The 19,808-nt window shown below is 48.9% G+C and carries 13 protein-coding genes and 1 tRNA gene; 7 read left to right on the top strand and 7 right to left on the bottom strand.

Annotation, left to right across the window (positions count from 1 at the left end; translation table 11 throughout):
* Positions 1-4: 4 nt before the first annotated feature.
* The gene (locus FCL47_RS21995; RefSeq protein WP_136815877.1) at positions 5-934 is read right to left on the bottom strand and encodes a bifunctional riboflavin kinase/FAD synthetase; all 930 of its coding nucleotides are present in this window, start codon (positions 932-934) and stop codon (positions 5-7) included.
* Between the two features lie 84 nt (positions 935-1,018).
* Between FCL47_RS21995 and FCL47_RS21990 the strand changes: the two genes are divergently transcribed.
* Positions 1,019-1,105: transfer RNA gene (locus tag FCL47_RS21990), tRNA-Leu, on the top strand.
* A gap of 276 nt (positions 1,106-1,381) precedes the next feature.
* On the opposite strand, the gene FCL47_RS21985 is transcribed toward FCL47_RS21990, so the two are convergent.
* Positions 1,382-3,598 (bottom strand): PAS domain-containing protein, encoded by a 2,217-nt coding sequence (locus FCL47_RS21985; RefSeq protein WP_136815876.1) that lies wholly within the window; start codon positions 3,596-3,598, stop codon positions 1,382-1,384.
* A gap of 518 nt (positions 3,599-4,116) precedes the next feature.
* On the opposite strand from FCL47_RS21985, the gene FCL47_RS21980 reads away from it, so the two are divergent.
* The 4 genes from FCL47_RS21980 to hflC all read left to right on the top strand — a co-directional run bounded on the left by FCL47_RS21980 (position 4,117) and on the right by hflC (position 9,320).
* The gene (locus tag FCL47_RS21980; RefSeq protein ID WP_136815875.1) at positions 4,117-6,069 is read left to right on the top strand and encodes a phosphoenolpyruvate carboxykinase (GTP); all 1,953 of its coding nucleotides are present in this window, start codon (positions 4,117-4,119) and stop codon (positions 6,067-6,069) included.
* Positions 6,070-6,137: 68 nt separating this feature from the next.
* Complete coding sequence (locus tag FCL47_RS21975; RefSeq protein WP_136815874.1) at positions 6,138-7,037, top strand: rhomboid family intramembrane serine protease; 900 nt, start codon at positions 6,138-6,140, stop codon at positions 7,035-7,037.
* A 187-nt stretch (positions 7,038-7,224) separates the two neighbouring features.
* Entirely contained in the window at positions 7,225-8,370 is a 1,146-nt protein-coding gene (gene hflK, locus FCL47_RS21970) for an FtsH protease activity modulator HflK (RefSeq protein ID WP_136815873.1), read from the top strand.
* An 11-nt stretch (positions 8,371-8,381) separates the two neighbouring features.
* Positions 8,382-9,320: a protease modulator HflC gene (hflC, locus tag FCL47_RS21965; RefSeq protein ID WP_136815872.1), complete on the top strand. Its 939-nt coding sequence runs from the start codon at positions 8,382-8,384 to the stop codon at positions 9,318-9,320.
* A 16-nt stretch (positions 9,321-9,336) separates the two neighbouring features.
* Here the strand turns inward: hflC and FCL47_RS21960 are convergent, their stop codons facing one another.
* Positions 9,337-10,029 carry a hypothetical protein gene (locus tag FCL47_RS21960; RefSeq protein ID WP_136815871.1) on the bottom strand — a complete coding sequence of 231 codons (693 nt, stop codon included), beginning with the start codon at positions 10,027-10,029 and terminating at the stop codon, positions 9,337-9,339.
* 436 nt (positions 10,030-10,465) lie between these two features.
* On the opposite strand from FCL47_RS21960, the gene FCL47_RS21955 reads away from it, so the two are divergent.
* A complete protein-coding gene (locus tag FCL47_RS21955) occupies positions 10,466-11,764 on the top strand; it encodes a citrate synthase (RefSeq protein WP_136815870.1) in 1,299 nt (432 codons plus the stop codon).
* A 104-nt stretch (positions 11,765-11,868) separates the two neighbouring features.
* On the opposite strand, the gene polA is transcribed toward FCL47_RS21955, so the two are convergent.
* Both polA and FCL47_RS21945 read right to left on the bottom strand, forming a co-directional pair.
* Positions 11,869-14,538 carry a DNA polymerase I gene (gene polA / locus FCL47_RS21950; RefSeq protein WP_136815869.1) on the bottom strand — a complete coding sequence of 890 codons (2,670 nt, stop codon included), beginning with the start codon at positions 14,536-14,538 and terminating at the stop codon, positions 11,869-11,871.
* Positions 14,539-14,930: 392 nt separating this feature from the next.
* Positions 14,931-15,464: an HPF/RaiA family ribosome-associated protein gene (locus FCL47_RS21945; RefSeq protein WP_136815868.1), complete on the bottom strand. Its 534-nt coding sequence runs from the start codon at positions 15,462-15,464 to the stop codon at positions 14,931-14,933.
* A gap of 325 nt (positions 15,465-15,789) precedes the next feature.
* Here FCL47_RS21945 and hemH point away from each other — a divergent pair, with 325 nt between their 5' ends.
* On the top strand, positions 15,790-16,743 hold the full coding sequence (gene hemH / locus FCL47_RS21940; RefSeq protein ID WP_136815867.1) for a ferrochelatase: 954 nt from the start codon (positions 15,790-15,792) through the stop codon (positions 16,741-16,743).
* A gap of 4 nt (positions 16,744-16,747) precedes the next feature.
* Here the strand turns inward: hemH and rodA are convergent, their stop codons facing one another.
* On the bottom strand, positions 16,748-17,872 hold the full coding sequence (gene rodA, locus FCL47_RS21935) for a rod shape-determining protein RodA (RefSeq protein ID WP_136815866.1): 1,125 nt from the start codon (positions 17,870-17,872) through the stop codon (positions 16,748-16,750).
* A 16-nt stretch (positions 17,873-17,888) separates the two neighbouring features.
* The gene (mrdA, locus tag FCL47_RS21930) at positions 17,889-19,802 is read right to left on the bottom strand and encodes a penicillin-binding protein 2 (protein ID WP_136815865.1); all 1,914 of its coding nucleotides are present in this window, start codon (positions 19,800-19,802) and stop codon (positions 17,889-17,891) included.
* Positions 19,803-19,808 lie beyond the last annotated feature (6 nt).

The following is a 19,808-nucleotide window of genomic DNA, read 5'->3' as shown; positions in this document are numbered from 1 at the left end:
TTTTTCAGAGCTCTGCCAGAATTTTTTTTGCCAGCAGGACATCCTTACCTATCTGTTCCGACAGCTCTTTTGGCCCGGAAAATTTCTTTTCGGCACGTAAAAATTTCAGCAAATTGACCTTGATAGGTTTTCCGTAAATGTCCTCATTAAAATCAAATATATGGGTCTCCGCCACCAGTTGTTCTTCGCCAAATGTCGGATTATAACCAATATTGAGGATCCCTCCGTAATGTCGTCCTTCACAGCACACCTGGGTTACATAGACGCCGTGTTTCGGCACGAGGTCTTCCTCGTTGAATTTCAGATTCGCCGTTGGAAAACCGATCACCCTGCCGCCGCGCTGTTTGCCCACCCGAACAGTACCGCGGATCTGGTAGTAGCGACCAAGAAGTTCTCTCGCTGCTGCCATCTTACCTTCTTTAACCAGCTCCCGGATTTTAGTGGAGCTGACGAGTTGGTCACCTAAATAACATGCCTCAACTACTGTCACCGGAAAGTTAAAGATCTGTCCCTGTTGCTTTAAAAAATTGATATTGCCGCTGCGCCCTTTACCAAATGCATAGTCATAGCCGACCACCAGTTCTTTTACGCCAAGCCTTTTGACCAGCAGTTCGGCGACAAATGCATCAGCTGTTGTTTTGGCAAACTCTTTGGTAAAAGGAATAACCAGCAGGACATCAATACCGGAATTTTCGATGAGTTCTTCTTTTTGCTGACAGGTTGAGATCAGCTTGATCCCTGCAGGCAGCAGAACCTGGAGAGGATGCGGGTCAAAAGTAATAACCACACTCGTACCGCCAAGTACTTGAGCTTTTTCGACAACCGTCGCAAATAATTGTTGATGTCCATAATGAACTCCGTCAAAATTGCCGATCGTGACGCAGGCATTGGTGAAGGGTTCGGTAATATCTTCAATTTTTCGATAAATTTTCATAGGAACAGAATAAAATAATTTTTTAGTGTTATGAACAAGAATGTCTTGACAAAACCTCGCGCAAGAAGCATATTCATGCGCGTTGCCGAAGTGGCGGAATTGGTAGACGCGCTAGGTTCAGGGTCTAGTGAGGGTTTCCTTGTGCGAGTTCGACTCTCGCCTTCGGCACCAGATAAAAATTCAGGGTTTAGCCTCATACGGGGCTAAACCCTTTTTTTGTTTCTTCTTGTTGTCCATTGGCTCTTACTCTCTTTTGCCGTTTTATGCAGCGCAAAAGATATTTTCTTTTTCTATATCATAATCTTTTGTCCTTTTCAGACAAGCCAAATATGAACTTAGCAAAGTTTTGCATGCCATAACTTTGCTTTCGGTCTTGCTGCAGCCAGAGCTGCTTTGGGACAATGGCGCATAACTGTTGATCCTGTTGTATCTACTTTTTGTCAGAATCTAGTCCAGCGCCGGGAGCAAAAAACAGAACGTCGCACCTTTTCCTGCATTCCGCTCGGCCCAGATAACGCCGTGATGATCTTCAACTATTCGTTTGCATATGGCGAGGCCAAGCCCGACCCCACCCGCTCCCTTCAGGGTTTTGTGGCCTTTGACAAATTTACCGAAGACTGAATCCAGCTCACCTTCTTCAAGACCGATGCCTTGATCAATAACCATTATTTTCCAGGCCGCCTGACGGTCGCCGTTGCGCTCCAGATAATCTTTGTGGAGAACTACCCGCACCTCTTCTTGCGGGGGAGTGAATTTCATGGCATTGGCCAGCAGATTCCGTACAACCTGATAGAATTTGGTCTTGTCATATCGTGCCGGGGCTTGACTTACGGTGGCGTCCAGAAAAAGTGATATGTGTTTTTCATCCATCATAGCTTTAAATTCAGCCACCACCTTTTCCAGATCCTTCACCAGATCGTACTCCTCGAAATTATAGCAGGCCTTGGCTGACTCAAGAGTACTGAGATCAAGCAGATCGCTGAGTAATTCGAGCAATTGATCACCGCTGGTTACGATTAACGCGAAATAGGATTCCAGTTTTTCTCGCGTCGCTGTGTTCACCCGCTTCAACCCCAGCCTGGCAACACTCAAAATGCTGTGCATGGGCGTACGTAATTCATGGGACATACTGGCAAGAAACTCCGATTTAGCCTCATTGGCAAGCTGCGCCGTCTGCAGCGCCTGCTTCATGGTTGTTACATCAGTACAGATGCCTGCCGTTGCGTAGATGGTACCGCCACTTTCACGTAGCGGAAATTTATGCACAAGGAGTTTTTTTTCCAGACCGCCTATGGTAAAGGTGCCTTCAAGTTCAAACGATTCCCCTGTTTCGACAATGTCCGAATCTCTAAAACTCAAGAAACGTCCGAGGTTTTCAGGAAAGATCTGGAGATCATTTTTCCCCTGCATATCGCCCAGACTGCGACCGCAGAGTTGTTCAAAAGGCCTGTTGGCAGTAAGGTAACACCCATTGAGGTCTTTGCAATAAATGGGCAATTCCACGTTGCGCAGTATCGCTTGCAGATACCCTTCACTTTCGGACAGGGATTTTCTGGTTATCTCCAGGGCAGCCTCCATCTGTTTTCTGGCTGTTACATCCCGCAGAGTAACAAAAACTATTTGTTCTTCCTGCCAACTGACCCGGCGCAAGTTGGCACGCACCAGGAGGGATTTCTGCCCTCCCGGCCGGGTCATACGGCATTCAAAATCATTTTCCACCCCACTAACTGCTCTTTGCCAGTGGTCCCGGATATTCAATTTACCGTTGGCCTGCATGACGAATGATTGCAGCGGCATGGTGTTGATAATCTCCTCCCGACGCACGTCAAACATATCCAACATAGCCCGGTTAACATCGAGAATCCGGCCATCGAGTGCACAAATAACAATGGCATCGCTGGTAAGATTGAACAGTTCACGGATCTTTACTTTGCCATTTTCCACCTCCCGGCGAGAAGCCTGTTCCATGGCAACAGTTTCGGCCAAACGGCGGTTCGTGTCAGAAAGTTTTTCAGCCTGCCTCTCAAAAAGATAGGCAGTAATCAGCGAATCCCAAAAATGAAAATTCCATCGTTTCGTCTGAGCCAGCAGATAAAATACAAAAAGGACAATCCCAAGAATGGCGGGCAAAAGCTGAGTTTGCCGCATCAACAATCCAACAACTATAACCGGTACAAAGGACAGCAGAAGAATATTTACGGTAAGCGCTCGCCAGATACAGAAATTAACCATTGATCCTGCCCCGATACCTGAGGAGAGAACAAGTATGAAAAGGACCGGGTATCCTTCAATATAGGAATACACAAAAATAGCAGTTGTTGCCCCCCAGACTGCCGCCATGACCAGACAAGACCAGAAAAACATCTGCACCCAGAGGTTCAGGGCCCCAATAGAATACTGTTTTATGCGCACTATCGAAAGACAGCGTGCGGCAGCACCGACGAGCATAATAACCGCCAGTATCATGCTGAGATCTGGCGCTTGATGGATATATCCGGAGGTGATAACCGCCAGGGCAAAACAGAGCGGCACAACAAATACCCCCGGCATGGACCGCTCAGCCATTTCAAAAGCGGCTCTTTGCAGTAACTGTTGATTTTCCATCGCCGATAATTGTATCGATCGGAGCAACAGCGTCTTTGTTAAATCTCTAAACTTCACCATTGATGCAATCCAGTAGCAGAAAGTGAGTATAGATTAACAACCCGGGTAACATACCAACGAAATCAGGAGAAAGCTGGCACCTTCATGAAAGAACAGCTACTCTAACTATTATTACTTTTTTTGCCTTATTGTGGAGAAACCATTGACATAGAGGTAAAAATATCTGTTTCGTACATCTCCCCACCATATGTACCGTACTCTGCGAACTCTTTGAAAAAGCGTCTTCCACAGTCAGGTTTTGTCAGGAACGACCGAAGCAACCATCACACTTCCTTATACTTATTGTAAACACATTATAAAGAGAAGCTGTAGCTATACCTGCTTCCGGGCATTTCAAAAATGCAACCTTTACCTTTAATATCAAGACATTTTCCCTCTTTATTTTTCCGAAAACGATAGTATCAAAACTTGACGGCTATCTGATAACCTCCTATTATAACACGATCAGACAAGTTCATGAGTCAATTATTTTTCTATGAATGGTGCGAGCCAGGTCAACATACATAAAGGAGTGGGGAATGCTGGAACTGAAAAAAGGCGATGAAATTCTTGCGGTTGTAGGTGGCATCGCCAACATTGCCGGGGCACAGAAGGTCTTTTCCGAATATCTTGATTCGGACAATAGTAAGAAGTTGGCACTGATCAAGAATGAAGAGGCACTGATTAAAGTTGCCAATGCAATTGCGATGTGTCGTCCGGACAGCGTCTTTGTCAATACCGGCTCAGCGGATGATGTACAATGGATTCGAGAATATTCACTCCGCCAGGGTGAAGAAAAAAAACTGGCGAAACCTGGCCATACAATTCACTTCGATCTCCCCGAAGATCAGGCCAGACTGGTAAACCAGACATTTTATATCATCAACGAGGGGGAAAAGATGAGCTCTCTCGCCAAAACGATATTACGCCCGGACGCGACCGAATACGTCAAAAAATTCATGCCAGGCATTATGCAGGGCATGACTTTGATCGTCGGTTTTTACAGCCGCGGCCCGGTTGGTGCTGAAGCGGCATTTCCAGCAATTGAGATATCCTCTTCCGGCTATGTTTTACATTCTGCTGAAATACTGTACCGCAACTGTTTCCGAGATTTTGATGCAGAAGCACAACGCACCGGCCTCTTCTTCACCAATGTTCACTCCCAGGGCACGAACACCTCCGCAGATGTCCCGAATGCCCGCATCTTCATGGACAGAAGCTGGATGACGACCTTTGCAACTTTTTGTACCTATGCCGGCAATACTCTTTTGCTAAAAAAAGGCAATCATAGGTTCAGCGTTGATTATGCTACGTATTACAAACTGGAACAACAACTTTCAGAGCATATGTTTATCACCGGCATGACCGGGCCCGGCGGCAGAAAAACATTTTTCGCCGGAGCAGCTCCCTCAGGATGCGGAAAAACGACCACCGCCATGGTGGGTACCGATTTTATCGGCGATGACCTGGCCCAGTTCTGGATTGACGAAGCCGGTGTTCTTCGGGCGATCAACCCGGAAAAAGGCATCTTCGGTATCGTTGAAGATGTCAACCATGATGGCGACCCCTATTTAATGCAATGTCTGCGTGGCGAAGGAACGGAGGTCATCTGGTCGAATGTGCTCATTACCGACGGAGTGCCGAACTGGGTTGGCAATGGCGACGCAGTACCGGACAAGGGTATCAACTTCCAGGGAGAATGGTTTAAAGGAAAAACCGACAAGAACGGAAACCCGGTGCCGATGTCCCACAAAAATTCTCGCTGTACGCTTGTCGCCTCGGCAATTGCCAATCATGCCACTGAATTATCCGAAGACCCCAAAGGCGTACCGGTTAAAGTCATTACCTATTCCGGCAGGGATGCGGACACCATGCCCCCGGTATGGGTGGCCAAGAACGCCAATGAAGGCGTAGCGATTGGTGCATCAATCGTCTCCAAAGCAACTGCGACAGAGGTGGGTGCTACCGGTGTCAACCGTCAGCCCTGGGCCAATGCGCCTTTCATTCCCGGTGCGCTGGCCGACTACATGGTTGCTCAATTCACTTTTTTTAATTCGAACAAATTCTCCAAAGCCACTCGACCGATCATGGCAGGCCTGAATTATTTTCTGACCTACGGCAACAGAGGCGGGGAAGGCAATAAGCTGCTGGGTGAAAAAAAGGACGTCAGAGTCTGGCTCGGATGGCTCGAACTTTTTGCCAACGGCGATGTGCAGGCAATCACCACACCGATCGGCTACCTGCCTAAATACCAGGACCTGGTGCCACTGTTCAAGGCCATCAACAAGGAATATCCTCAATCCCTCTATGACATGCAATTTTCCCTGTATGTAGATAAGATTGTCGACCGTCTGGAACTGCAAAAACAGGCATACAGTAAAGAGCCTGATATCCCGGCGATTCTTTTTGAAATTTACCAGAATCAGACAAAAGAACTCCTTGAGTTAAAAGAAAAGTTTGGCCCAGTTATTGCCATGGATAACCTTATCTGATGTATTTCTTGCCACACCCAGGCCAAGGCAGTCGGGGTGTGGCATTCTCTTAACGACACTTCAATACCATGGATCCCCCTTCGGCACAGGCCTCCGAAAGTCTGATTGCCCGGGTTTCAGACCCTAATCTTCTCAATACTTACTCCCTGGTACTTTCTGCGGCCGACATCACCCATCGGATACAATATCTTTCCGCCCATAACATCGAGATCTATGTAGCGGTCAGGCAGCAGGAAAGAGCACTTTACGAAATCGCCGCCTATGACCGGGAAAACCGGGACTGGCCGCCCAAACCCGAGCAGGACAGCTTCATCCCGACCTTCCGGGCAATGAGTACAGTCGTGATCGGCTGCCTCGTTTTTATGTATGGTCTCTCAGGAGAATGGCACCTTAAATCATTCTGGTTTCAAAAGGGGGCTGGCGACTCATCAGCGATCATAAACAATCTGGAATTGTACCGACTGGTAACCCCGCTCACTCTGCACGCTGATATCGTTCACCTTATGGGCAACTGTTTTCTCGGCGGTTTTCTCCTCCATTTTTTTTTCCACCTGACGGGCAACGGTATCGGTCTTTTCACCATGCTTATAACCGCAACAGTGGCCAACCTTATCAATGTTCTGGTTCATGGCCAAGGCCATATGTTCGTCGGATTTTCCACTGCCATTTTCAGTGTAATCGGCATGCTCTGCACTATCAGCTTTGCCATGCAGACGAAGCGACTTTCTCTGCATTTTTTCATGCCGATTATGTCCGGATTAGCACTGCTCGCCTTTCTTGGCTCAAGCGGTGAAAGAACGGATCTTGGAGCCCACCTGTTTGGTCTGCTGTGCGGCCTGATCTGTGGCAATGTAGTCCGTTTGCCACTTTTTATGACCTTGCGCAGCTCTTTTGCTGCACAGACACTGTTTGGCATTGTTAGTTTTGCCTTTTTCTTTATCTGCTGGATATCAGCCCTCCATGGATAAGACGATCGAAATGAGATCCATCTACACACTATTTTGACGATTCAGATTGCAATCACTACTATCTGTTATTACCCTTGTACTTTCATTGCAGCATTTTCAAGCATGCCTCACCCATTAAAACCTTATATTGATATGGTTGCTGTCGATAAGGCATGTTTAAAAGATTACTACGATCAGGAGACTTTCTATGTCCAATCAGGATCAACAGCCGCCGTGGGGGAAAAAGCAGAAGCCGCAGACTCCTGAAGAGATTGTGGCGCAGCTGATTAACAAGTTGCAGGATTTTTTCTCAGATAAAAAGAAACCATCTGCTTCCCCGGGAGACAGCCAGGACCCACCTTCATCCCCGGCTTCTCCTTTTGCCAATCTGGGCAAGTTACTTTCCGTCATCCTTATTCTTTTTGTTTTGCAGGGAGTTTATTCATCTTTTTTCAAGATCGCCCCCAGTGAAGTGGGGGTGGTCCTTCGACTCGGCAAATATTCGCGTACGACCCCCCCAGGCCTGCATTTCAAAATCCCCTATATTGACCATTTGTACAAGGTTGATGTGGAAAATATCCGCAAGGAAGAGTTTGGCTTTCGAAATCGTATGACCGGCCAGGAAACATCATTTGACAAACGGGGCTTTGACAATGAATCGCTGATGCTGACTGCCGACAAAAATGTCATCAACGTTGCCTGGATTGTTCAGTACCGGGTCGCCGACCCCTACGCTTATCTCTTTAAAGTAGCCAATGTACGCCAGGCAATTCGTGATAATTCTGAGGCGGTTACCAGGCGGATAGTCGGAAATATGGATTTTGACTATGTATTGAGTAACCGTGAACTGCTCGCTGCATCGGTGAAAAAAGAATTGCAGGAACAGCTGAACAAACTTTTTCCCAAAGGTGCAAGCGGCGTCAATATCGGCACCGTGCAGTTTCAGGATATCAACCCGCCAGACCAGGTAAAACCTGCTTTTAATGAAGTAAACGAAGCCGATCAGGACATGAAACGACTGGTCAATGAGGCGCAGGAAACCTATAACCGGGTCATCCCCAAGGCGTCCGGTGATGCCAAAAAAATTGTTGAAGAAGCCTACGGGTATCAAGCTGAGCGTATCAATAACGCCAAAGGGGAAACGCAGCGATTCAATGATATTCTCGTAGAATATAAAAACGCCCCCGACGTGACGCGGAAACGCATGTATCTGGAAACCATGAAAGACATTATGCCTGACGTGCAATCCGTCTATGTCATCGACAAAGACCAGCAGGCACCGCTGCCGCTCCTGAACATCTCTTCAGCAAAAGGCCTGCCGGCAATTCAATCGAAAGCGACAGACACTAAGTAAAGGAAATAGATATGAAACAGATAGCCCAGTTTTTTCTTGTTGGACTCGTCCTTTTGGCAATTGTCGTGGTCTATGACGGTTTTTTTATTCTCGAGGAAGGTAAACAGGTGGTCATCACCCAGTTCGGAGCGCCGGTAGGCGATCCTGTCACCGATGCCGGCCTGCATTTCAAAATGCCTTTTGTGCAACAGGTCGAGGTTTTCGAGAAAAAGATCCTTATCTGGGACGGCGAGCCGAACCAGATCCCGACCAACGATAAAACCTATGTTTTTATCGATGTAACCGCACGGTGGCGTATCTCTAATGCCCTGAAGTTCCTGCAGGCGGTCAACAATGAGACAAGAGCACAATCGCTTTTAAGCGACATTATCGATGGTACTGTTCGAGATATGGTCAACAAAAACGACCTGATAGAGATCATCCGCAGCTCAGACTGGTCTATTAATACCATGTCTGAAACTACCGCGATTTCGACCATCGGTATTCGACCGAAAAACGGCCGGGATGGAATCTCCAACCAGGTGCGTGAAATAGCTTCAAAAATCACTCCCCAATATGGCATCGAACTTATTGACGTAATCATCAAAAGGGTCAACTACATTGATTCGGTACGGCTCAAGGTGTACGACCGGATGATTTCAGAGCGGAAACGGATTGCCGCTGAAAAACGATCGACCGGTGAAGGTCAGAAAGCCGAGATTCTTGGTACGGTGGAACGCAAGCTCAAAGAAATAATTTCCACAGCCAATCTTGAGGCGGTGACCATAAAAGGAAAGGCCGATGCAGAGGCCACCAAAATTTATGGCGAAGCATATTCTCAGGATCCCGATTTTTACGGTTTCCAAAAAACTCTGGAGAGTTATGCAAAGATTATCGGCAACAATACCTCACTGGTGCTCTCTTCAGACTCCGATCTGTATCGGTTCCTCAAGTCGGTGAGCGGGAAATAGCAATACGGAACCAAGACTATCCGGTGGCCTGGCTGTCGTCCAGGCCACCACTTGTCCCCGGAAACGCCGGAGCCTGGCTTTTCTTGTAGGGAATTCGCCCCTTGGCGGTCAGCATATCGAGAAACGTTTCCAGTTGCTGCTCATCTTCAATAGCATCTGTATCCAGTTGTGCAAAGCGACAATTACAGTAGCTCAGCTGCCCTTCGCACCAGGGGCAGATCTCAACGGTGCATCCCAGCAGATGACTCTCCCCTTCCGGTACGCCACATACCGGACAGAGAGCCTCTGCAGCTACCTCAGTCGCAACATACTCCTTAAGCTCCCTGGCCGTCATACATAACTGCAGAAACTCTTCCTGGCTTTCTAAGCCAAAAAATGACAAAACCTCCGTATCGACCTCCTGCTGATATTCTCCCAGAAAAAGCACATGGTCAACGGAGACGGCGTACAGGTACGAAAATGATGCGGTCCAGACAGCAAAAAGATGCACCCCCTGGTGATCAATGAGCCTGACGATCTTACCTACAGCTTCTTCACGAGCCTCAGGCAGATTGGCATAATATTCGCGAAATAACCGTAGGACAAATGCATTGTTTTTATACCGGTCAATCAGCGCGGTTGCTGCCGGCAGGTCATTTTCCGGTACGGAATATTGGATGAAGAGTTTTATCTCTTCGATTAGTTGACGGGTCTTATTTTCCAGTGGCATGATGATCCTTAGTGACTAAACAATAATTTTCCGGCTTCTATGCGAAGAAAATTATTTCAGGGATAACTACCCCCGCACTGCGCGGGGATGAAACAGAATCCCGCACAGTTCTCTGGCGGGGTTCTGTTTGATATTTTATCAGACGCCTGCACGCACGACAAGGACACGAAGTTATGATCGTTTGCCGAAACGTTAAAACTATACTATAGTACCTGCTTGAAAATCATACCAGCTGCAAATTCAAGTCTTACGCTCCACTCTACGCTGTTATTTTACGTTCGATAGTCCTTTCCGGCACATTCAGCGAGTCGTACCCGCTGTCGTTCAGTTGCGTTGCATCTGCAGGATACCGTTTCTTCCCTTCGCTGTCGGGAAACCATCAATGAGAACTGCGCCCCGATCCAGGGGACAGTTTCGCCAACTATGAGGAATTGCCATGTCACAAGAATTTGCCACCCTTTCCATTGGAGACAAGTCGTACAAGCTGCCGATTATTGAAGGAACCAGAGGCGATAAAGCCATAGACATCCGCAGGCTGCTCAAGGAAACCGGATACATCACACTCGATAGCGGCTATATGAATACCGGAGCATGCACTTCGGCAATTACCTATCTCGACGGCACGCGCGGGATTCTTGATTATCGCGGCTATGCAATTGAAGATCTTGCCAAGAACTGCAGCTTTACCGAAGTTGCTTATCTGATCCTGCACGGCGAATTACCAACGTTCGATGCCCTTGAGGTCTTTAAACACGAGATGCGTCGCTTTGCGTTGCTCCATGAAGATATGATCCATTTCTTCGATCATTTTCCGCCAAACGCCTCGCCAATGTCGATTCTTTCCACCACCGTCAATTCTCTGCACAACTACTATCCTGAGATGGACAATGACGATGATCCTTACGGGGGATACTCGGTCACCACCGCCCGTCTGCTGGCGAAGACCAGGACCATCGCTGCTTTTTCCTACAAAAAAAGTATCGGTCATCCCCTGGTCTACCCCAGCCCACGTTTAAACTATTGTGAAAATTTTCTCAATATGATGTTTGATCGGCCGAATCTGCCCTATAAGATTAAACCTGAATTCGTCTCGGCTTTGAATAAACTGCTGATCCTCCATGCCGATCATGAGCAGAACTGCTCGACATCGACAGTCCGCCTGGTTGGCAGTGCCGGGGCCAACCTGTACGCATCTATTTCGGCAGGAATCAGTGCACTCTGGGGCCCGCTGCATGGCGGAGCCAATCAGGCGGTTATTGAAATGCTGCTGGCGATCCACAAAGACGGCAACAATTACAAGAAATATATCGCCAAGGCAAAAGACAAAAACGACCCCTTCCGGCTGACCGGCTTTGGCCACCGGGTGTACAAAACCTTTGACCCCAGAGCAAAAATCATCAAGGAGGCATGCGCTGAGATAATGGACGAACTGGAAATAAACGATCCGCTCCTCGACATTGCCCTGCAAATGGAAGAGCATGCTGCCACCGATGAATACTTTATCCAGCGCAATCTCTACCCGAATGTCGATTTCTACAGCGGCATAATCTATCGCGCCATGGGAATTCCAACCAACATGTTTACCGTAATGTTTGCTCTTGGTCGCCTTCCCGGGTGGATAGCTCAATGGACGGAGATGAAGGAAGATCGTGAAAATGCCAGGATCGGACGTCCCCGGCAGATCTATTCCGGCCAGACTCGTCGTCCATTTGTACCCATGCGAGATCGGCTTTAGAACCCATCGACACCTCTTTCGCCCAGTGCTTGAGGTGTCGATTTTCCGAAAATTGAATGTAATATTTTCGCGAATCAGCCCGGGTGTCGCTTATCTCTCTCTGCTTACTTTGCCAAACTCTTACCCACTTCAAAATTGACGACAAGCGGCACATCAATTTTCAGGGCATGCTCCATGGCCTCTGTAATGATCGGTCTGGTCCGCTCCAGTTCCGCTTCGGGCAGTTCGAAAACCAGTTCGTCATGGACCTGCAGCAACATTCTGGCGGACAGCCTGCTCTCGATGAGAGCCTTCTCGCAGCGTATCATCGCCAGCTTGATAATATCGGCGGCAGTCCCCTGGATAGGAGTATTGATAGCGATTCTCTCGGCGAATTCCCGACGCACCTTGTTTTTCGAATTGATCTCCGGCACAGCTCGCCGACGTCCGAGCAAAGTCGTCACATAACCATTTTCCCTGGCTTTTTCGACGATGTCCCGCATAAATTTTTCAACCCCGGTATACAGGTGGAAGTAACTGTCAATAAATCGCTGCGCCTCCTTGCGGCCGATATCAAGCTGACTGGCAAGACCAAAGCTGCTCATGCCATAGACGATACCAAAATTAATACTCTTTGCCACCCGACGCATCTCAGAGGTAATGAGCAGGGGCGACACCCCGAAAATTTCTGCCGCGGTCCTGGCATGAATATCTTCGCCAGAACGAAAAGCCTTGAGCAGCGCAGGATCCTGCGAATAGTGGGCAAGGACCCGCAAATCTATCTGTGAATAATCCGCCGAGAGAAACAGCAGCCCGGGTCCGGGCACAAAGGCACCGCGGATGCGCCCGCCTTCCTCGGTACGTATGGGGATATTCTGCAGGTTAGGATCACTGCTCGACAACCGACCGGTCGCGGCAACGGCCTGATTAAATGATGAATGTATCCTGCCGGTTTTCGGATCCTGTAACAAACTGAGCTTATCAACATAGGTTGTGAGCAGTTTGGTCAGCGTCCGGTAGCGCAGAATCAGCGCCGGCAGGTCATGTTTTTTGGCCAGTTGCTCCAATACTTTTACGTCTGTTGAAAAGCCGGTTTTGGTCTTTCTGCCATGCGGCAACCCCTGCTCTTCAAACAATATCTGGGCAAGCTGGGCCGGCGAGTTGATATTGAATTCATGACCGGCCAGGCCATAGATTTGTTGTTCCAGAATTTTGAGCTTGCCGGTAAACTCGACCGACAGGGTATCAAGAACGCTCGGGTCAAGACAGATACCGGTCAGTTCCATTCGGGCCAGGATGGTCACAATCGGCATCTCAACGTCACGGAACAGCTCCATCAGCTTATTTTCATGGAGCTGTGGCTCAAATTCCTGCCACAACAGCAGCGTGCCGTAGACATCTTCACAGCTATAGATCCCCGCCTTGCCGATATCCACATAGGCAAAGCAATCCTCTCTCTTGTCCCCGGCAACTACCTCATCAAAAGAGGTCATCTTCAAACCTCGCTGCAGGCAGAGTGCGTCCAGCTTAAGAGACCGGCCCTCACTCTCCAGAAGATATGCGGCAATCAGTGTGTCTGCAAGCGGCGCAGCAATCTCAATTCCCCATTGCTGTTTTATTACCGTAAAATCATATTTAAGATTGTGCGCTACTTTCGTAATCGACGGTGACGACAAGATCGGCGTCAGAGCAGCCTGTACTTCCCGAGCGTCGAGTTGCCCTTCGGCCAGATTGCCATCTGCATCAAGGTGGCCAACAGGAATGTACCAGGCCCTCTTGAGATCAGCGCAGAGGGAAATCCCGACAAGGCGGGCATTTCTGGCATTTAAGGAGGTCGTCTCCGTATCGACCGCGAGAATGTCGATATCCTTTAGCGCCTCAACCAGTTCGGCCAATTGGCGACTATCGCGGACGGTCATAAAACCCTCGACCGGCACCGCCGTTGAGGTATCAATTCCTTTCAAGAGGCTGGCGAACTCGAGTTCGGTGTAAATCTCGGCCAACTGCAGGTCGTCTCCATCCCGTAACAGGTAGCTGTCCAGTTGCGTTGGGATTGGCACATCCGATCTCAAACTGATTAAATCTCTGGAGAGATAGGCCTTGGCGCGATTGCCGATGATATTTTCTTTCATTTTGGATTTTTTCAAGTCATCGAGATGGGCATACAAGCCATCAAGACTGGCAAAATCTCCGATCAGTTTCTCGGCGGTTTTCGGTCCGATCCCCGGCACCCCCGGCACATTGTCGGAACTATCCCCCATCAAGGCAAAAAAATCGAGCAGCTGGTCCGGCCGCAGGCCATATTTCTGTTTAACCGCCTCCAGGTCCATTACCTTATCTTTCATGGGGTCCCACATGACCACATCGTCTGATACAAGCTGCAGGAGGTCCTTATCCCCGGAGACGATCACAACTTTGTGACCAAGAGCGGTGAATCGTTTCACCACGGAGGCAATGATATCGTCGGCCTCAAAATCCTGTTCCTCGAGCATGAGGATGTTTGATGCGGCGACAAAGCGTCTGATAAACGGGATCTGCATACTCAGGTCATCCGGCATAGGTGGACGATTAGCCTTGTACTGATCATAGAGCTGATGGCGAAATACCGGGCCCCGGGAATCAAAAGCCATGACCAGGTATTTGGGATTTTTTTCCCGTATCAGCCGTTTGACCATGGTAACAAAACCGAGAACCGCATGGGTTGAAACGCCACTGCTGTTGGAAAGCGGTGCTATGGCGTGGTAGGCCCGATAGATGTAGGCACTGCCATCAATAATATATATTTCTTCTTTCACTGCCTGTAACTCCATTTATATTTGAAAATCATTCAGCACAAGATCAGGCCAGAGAACAGGCCGGCCTCGGTAATATATAATGGGAGGACTATAGCTGGTTTTCATGCTTTTGCATTGAAGAATGTGATTACCACTAAAGTTCAGCTTAGAAGGTTCAGAGGGATATGAGGTACCCTTATCACGGGACGCCATAAACCCATCCCTGGGGGCTTGACCGCAGCCATCCAGGCTGCGGAACACCCGTGCAAAGGGCACCTCATATCCCCATACAGATGAGGATTAGTGGTAATCACATTGAAGAATCGGGTTTCCTGGGCACGGGCCGAAAAAGACAAAAAAAAGCCCCGGGACATGGCATGCCCGAGGCCTATGGTTTTTTCTCTTTTACTGGCTTACCTTGGCGCTCTCACCCAGGAAGCCTGAGGACCCTTATCACCGACAGTCTCCCCGAAGGAAACGCTGTCTCCTTCGGTAAGGTCGTCCATGTTCAAGTCTTTCAGAGCGTTTTCATGAAAATAAATATCTCTTTTATCCGATGAGGTTATAAACCCATAGGATTCATGTGGAGAAAGCTTTCTGATGATACCAAGACTGTCGGTCGATACCGCCTGACCGGGCTGCTTATGACTTTTTCTTTTTTTCCTCTGGATCTCTTTGAGCTGTAAGGTCAACACGTCAAAGGACTCAGTGAGCGCCGCACGTACAGTCTCTGCGTTCCTGGTGACAACAACCGTATCATTGGGTACCGTCGCAACCAGTTTGATCTCAAACCCACCTTCTTTGTAATGGGTCGTGGCTTCAATGCTGACACGTAAATGCAAAACAAAATTTGGATAGAACCGAATGAGTTTTTCCTGTTCCTCTTCGATCTTCGTCTGCCAACCTTTACGTAACTCAACATTTCTGGCTTCGATCTTCAGTTCCATATAGTTCCTCCAGCTCTGTTTCAAACGGCAGTCTTGCCGCCGTTTTACTCTTGCATCGTCCGATGCATCCCCTGCAATCCATCGACGAACCAGACAGAGGGTACATCTCAAAAATCCTGGTCGAAGACGGTCTGCTCTTGTTGCTATTATATTTCCCTCTTCCCGAGAATCAAGTCCGCACCGTATTTTATCGGTGCAATTCAGGCAGTTCTAACTTTTTACCTGAAAAAATAGCGACAAACGTGGCTATTCATAAATTTTCTCTGTATAATTATGTGCTTTTCAACCTCACCAGAAAACCTGTTGATACTCAAGGAGTGGCACATTGCGCAACGGCAAAAACGGAGTCATCCTTCTCAATATGGGCGGTCCGGACACCCTGGACAACGTCCGCCCCTTTCTCTTCAACCTCTTTGCCGATCGGGACATCATCCAGCTGGGTCCCGCTTTTATGCAAAAATTTCTTGCCTGGATAATAGCGAGGCGAAGAGCACCGAAAAGCCGGGCTATCTATGCCAAGATAGGCGGAGGTTCTCCGCTCAAAGATATCAGTTTTCGTCAGGCAAAAGCCCTGCAGAATGTTCTTTGTGAGGATGGCGACTATATAGTGACCGTCGCCATGCGGTACTGGCCGCCGTTTGCCGACCAGGCAATACAGGAGTTGCTGGCCGCAGGAGTTGCGCATCTTACCGCTCTCACTTTGTACCCCCACTATTCAAAAGCCACCACCGGCTCATCGCTGTCGCAGTTGCAGCAGAGCCTGCAGCGGCTTGCCCCGGATATGCCTTTCACCTGTATCTCTTCCTGGCCCACCCAGAGCGACTATATTACCGCGCTGGCAGACAACATTATGAAGGAATTGCCATCCTTTGCGTCTCAGCCCGTGCACATCGTCTACAGCGCTCACAGCCTCCCCGTCTCTTTTATCCGGGATGGCGATCCCTATGTAGAGCATATCAAGCAGACCATCAAGGCAGTGGAAATAATCACCGGGCAAAGCGGCAGACTCTGTTATCAGAGCCGGAGCGGTCCGGTTGAGTGGCTCTCCCCTTCAACCCCGGAAATGCTGCAATCTCTTGCAGAGGAGGGGTGTAAAAATATCTTGATGGTACCAATAAGCTTTGTTTCAGATCACGTTGAGACCCTGTACGAAATAAACATGCTGTATCGCGAACAGGCAGCCAAGCTGGGGATGTGCCTTAAATCGAGTCCCTCGCTCAATACCAATCCACGCTTTATTCAAGGACTTAAGTCTTTAGTTCTGCAGAAAAAAAGCTGACTGCCTATTCCCCCCTGCCCATGGAGTTTGGAAACCGGCGCATGCGGACATTCATCAGCAGCCCCAGCCCAAGCATGGTGGTCAGAAGAGAAGAACCGCCATAGGAGACAAGCGGCAGAGGTATACCGACGACCGGCAGGAAGCCCATGACCATGAACAGGTTGATGACAGCCTGCCAGAAAATGAGCATAACCACCCCGTAGGCGAGCAGCACACCAAATCGATCTTTTGCATACATTGCGACATACAAGCCCCAAAGCAAAAGCAGGAAATAAATTCCGATAAAAATCACACTTCCGGCAAATCCCCATTCTTCCCCCCATACCGAGAAGGCAAAATCGGTGTGCCGTTCCGGGAGAAAATGCAGGTGCCCCTGCGTCCCCTCCATATAGCCCTTGCCGAATCGTCCTCCGCTGCCGACGGCGATTTTCGACTGCAATACCTGATAGCCATGCCCCATCGGATCTTGCTCGGGATTAAGAAAGGTTGCTATGCGTTGCTTCTGATAGGGTTTCAAAAGGCTTTCCCAGGCAAATAATATCGCCCCAATCCCGAGACTCCCCATGATGAGGTAGGTAGACATCCTGAGTTTGACGAACACCGTCATCGAGACAAAAATAATGCCGAGCATCAGGGCCGTGCCCAAATCGGGCTCAAGCAAAATAAGCACAAAAGGGATGCCGGTCAGCACGATTGGCATAACCAGATCTTTGATTGCATATCCGTCGTTAATTTCCTTTCTTGAATAATAGCTGGCAAGTGTGACAACCAGCATGAGTTTGGCCGGTTCCGACGGCTGCAGTTTGAAAAACCCGAGGTTAATCCAGCGTTGGGCTCCGCCGGCTTCATGCCCGGCGACAAAGGCGAACAGCAGAAGAAGAATAGTTAAGACGTAGAAGGGATAATTCCACGAATGCAGTTCCTGGTAATCGAAACTGACAATAAAGACAAACGCGGCAAAGCCCATGAGGAAAAAGTACCCCTGCCTGATATACGGGGGCATGCCATACCCTTTAGGTGGGAACGAGGCGCTGTAAAGGTTGAAAAAAGCCATCGTGCAAATCAGGAAGATGAGCAGCATCAGCACCATATCAAAATGTTCAAACAATCGTCGATCTATACGAAACATGGCCTACACCGTATACCTATTCATCTGCAGAAGGCACTTCTGTTGCGCCTTGCTTCTGTCCCGTCTGGTTCAGCCTGCCGCTGAAATACTGGTTCAAAACAGCCCTGGCTATCGGCCCGGCCCCCGACCCACCGTGCAAGCCGTGTTCAACCAGTACGGTCACAGCGATTTCCGGGTCTTCCGCCGGAGCATAGCAGGTAAACCAGGCATGATCCCGATATTTATAGGGAATATCTTCTTCTTTAAGGTTGCGGTATTGAGCTAACCTGACCACCTGAGCAGTCCCGGTTTTACCGGCAATCGTCAGCCCGTCGATGGCAACCGAGCGAGCGGTACCGTGTTTTCCCTGAACCACCCCCTCCATTCCTTTTCGGATCAATTTGAAATACCGGTCGAATCCGGTAATTTCATTCACCAGTTCCGGTGAAAAGTTTTCAACGACCTTCCCCTCCGGATCCGTAACCTGTTCGACCAGCTGGGGCCGGTATAATTTTCCCCCATTCGCCAGTGTAGCCGTCATAACACACAACTGCAGAGGAGTAACAAGGTTAAAACCCTGGCCAATAACAACGGAAAGCGTCTCTCCATCCTGCCACTTGGCCTTACGATATCGTTCCTTCCATGCTCTTGTCGGGGTAAGGCCGGCCTTTTCATATTCCATTTCAACCCCGGTCTTCAATCCTAACCCGAGCTTATTGGCATATTCCGCCAGCCTGTCGACACCCACTCTCTGGCCGACCTGATAAAAGTACACGTCACAGGACTCGCTGAGGGCCTTGATAAGATTTACCGGCCCGTGTCCTGAATGTCTCCAGCAACGATATATTCTGTTGCCAAACGAGTAGTGCCCCGGACAGTAAAAGACCGTATTTTCATCTATCACTCCAGTTGCCAGGCCTGCCAGCGCCGCCACCATTTTGTAGGTGGACCCCGGCGGGTATGTGGCCTGGACAACTTTGTTGATCAGGGGATGTTTGGGGTTATCCAGTAATTCCTGCCATTTTTTGACCGAAATCCCGCCGACAAAATCGTTGATATGAATCGTGGGCTCGGAAACAGCGGCCAGTAATCGGCCCGTCTTTACCTCCATGACAACTACGGCCCCGGACTTTTCACCGGCCATCATATAGCTTTCGGCTATCTGTTGCAGATCGACATCGAGGGTTAACCGGATCTCTCTGCCTGGCAGCGGTTCGACCGCCTTCAGCAACTGCTGTTCAAAGCCTCTTGCGTCGACTTCTGAGTAACTGAATCCTTTCTCGCCTCGAAGATCCTCCTCCCGCTCTTTTTCCAGACCTTTCTTACCGATGATGTCTCCACCGGTATAGATGTCACGGTCGGCTGACTCCAGCTCTTTTTTGGAAATTGATCCGAGATAGCCAATGATATTTGCCGCCAGGTCTTCATAATGGTAGACCCGAACAGGCTGCACTTCCGTTCGGATCCCGGAAAACTCGTGGTTATGATTCTCCAGGTAGGCAAGAGTCTGCCAGTCGATATCCTCTTTGAGCATGACCGGCACATATTTTGGAGTATCGGATGCCTCCCGGATTTTCTCCCACAGCTCAGAAACACCCATGTCAAGGACAGGTGCAAGCCGTTTCAGGACATTACTCAGATCATGGGAATCTTCCTGGATCAGCGCAACATTGAATGACGGACGGTTGGTGACAATCTCCTTGCCATTTCGGTCAAGGATATGACCTCTGGGCGGTGCTACCTGACGAATCCGGACTCTGTTGCCATAGGCCCGTTTCTCGTATTCCTCACCATCATTGATCTGCAGGATCCACAGGCGCAGGACAATGACGATCAGGAAAAAAAGCACCACGGCGGAAGCTGCCAGCAATCGTTTTTTTAACAGATCAAGCGCACCTTCATCATGCTCTGCAATATCGGCAACATCTTTTAATGAAAATTTAAGCTTCATTCTACT

It is taken from the genome of Desulfopila sp. IMCC35006 (assembly GCF_005116645.1).
Lineage (GTDB): Bacteria > Desulfobacterota > Desulfobulbia > Desulfobulbales > Desulfocapsaceae > Desulforhopalus_A.
The sequence above is the reverse complement of the archived record's forward strand: the minus strand, read 5'-3'. Positions and strand labels throughout refer to the sequence as shown.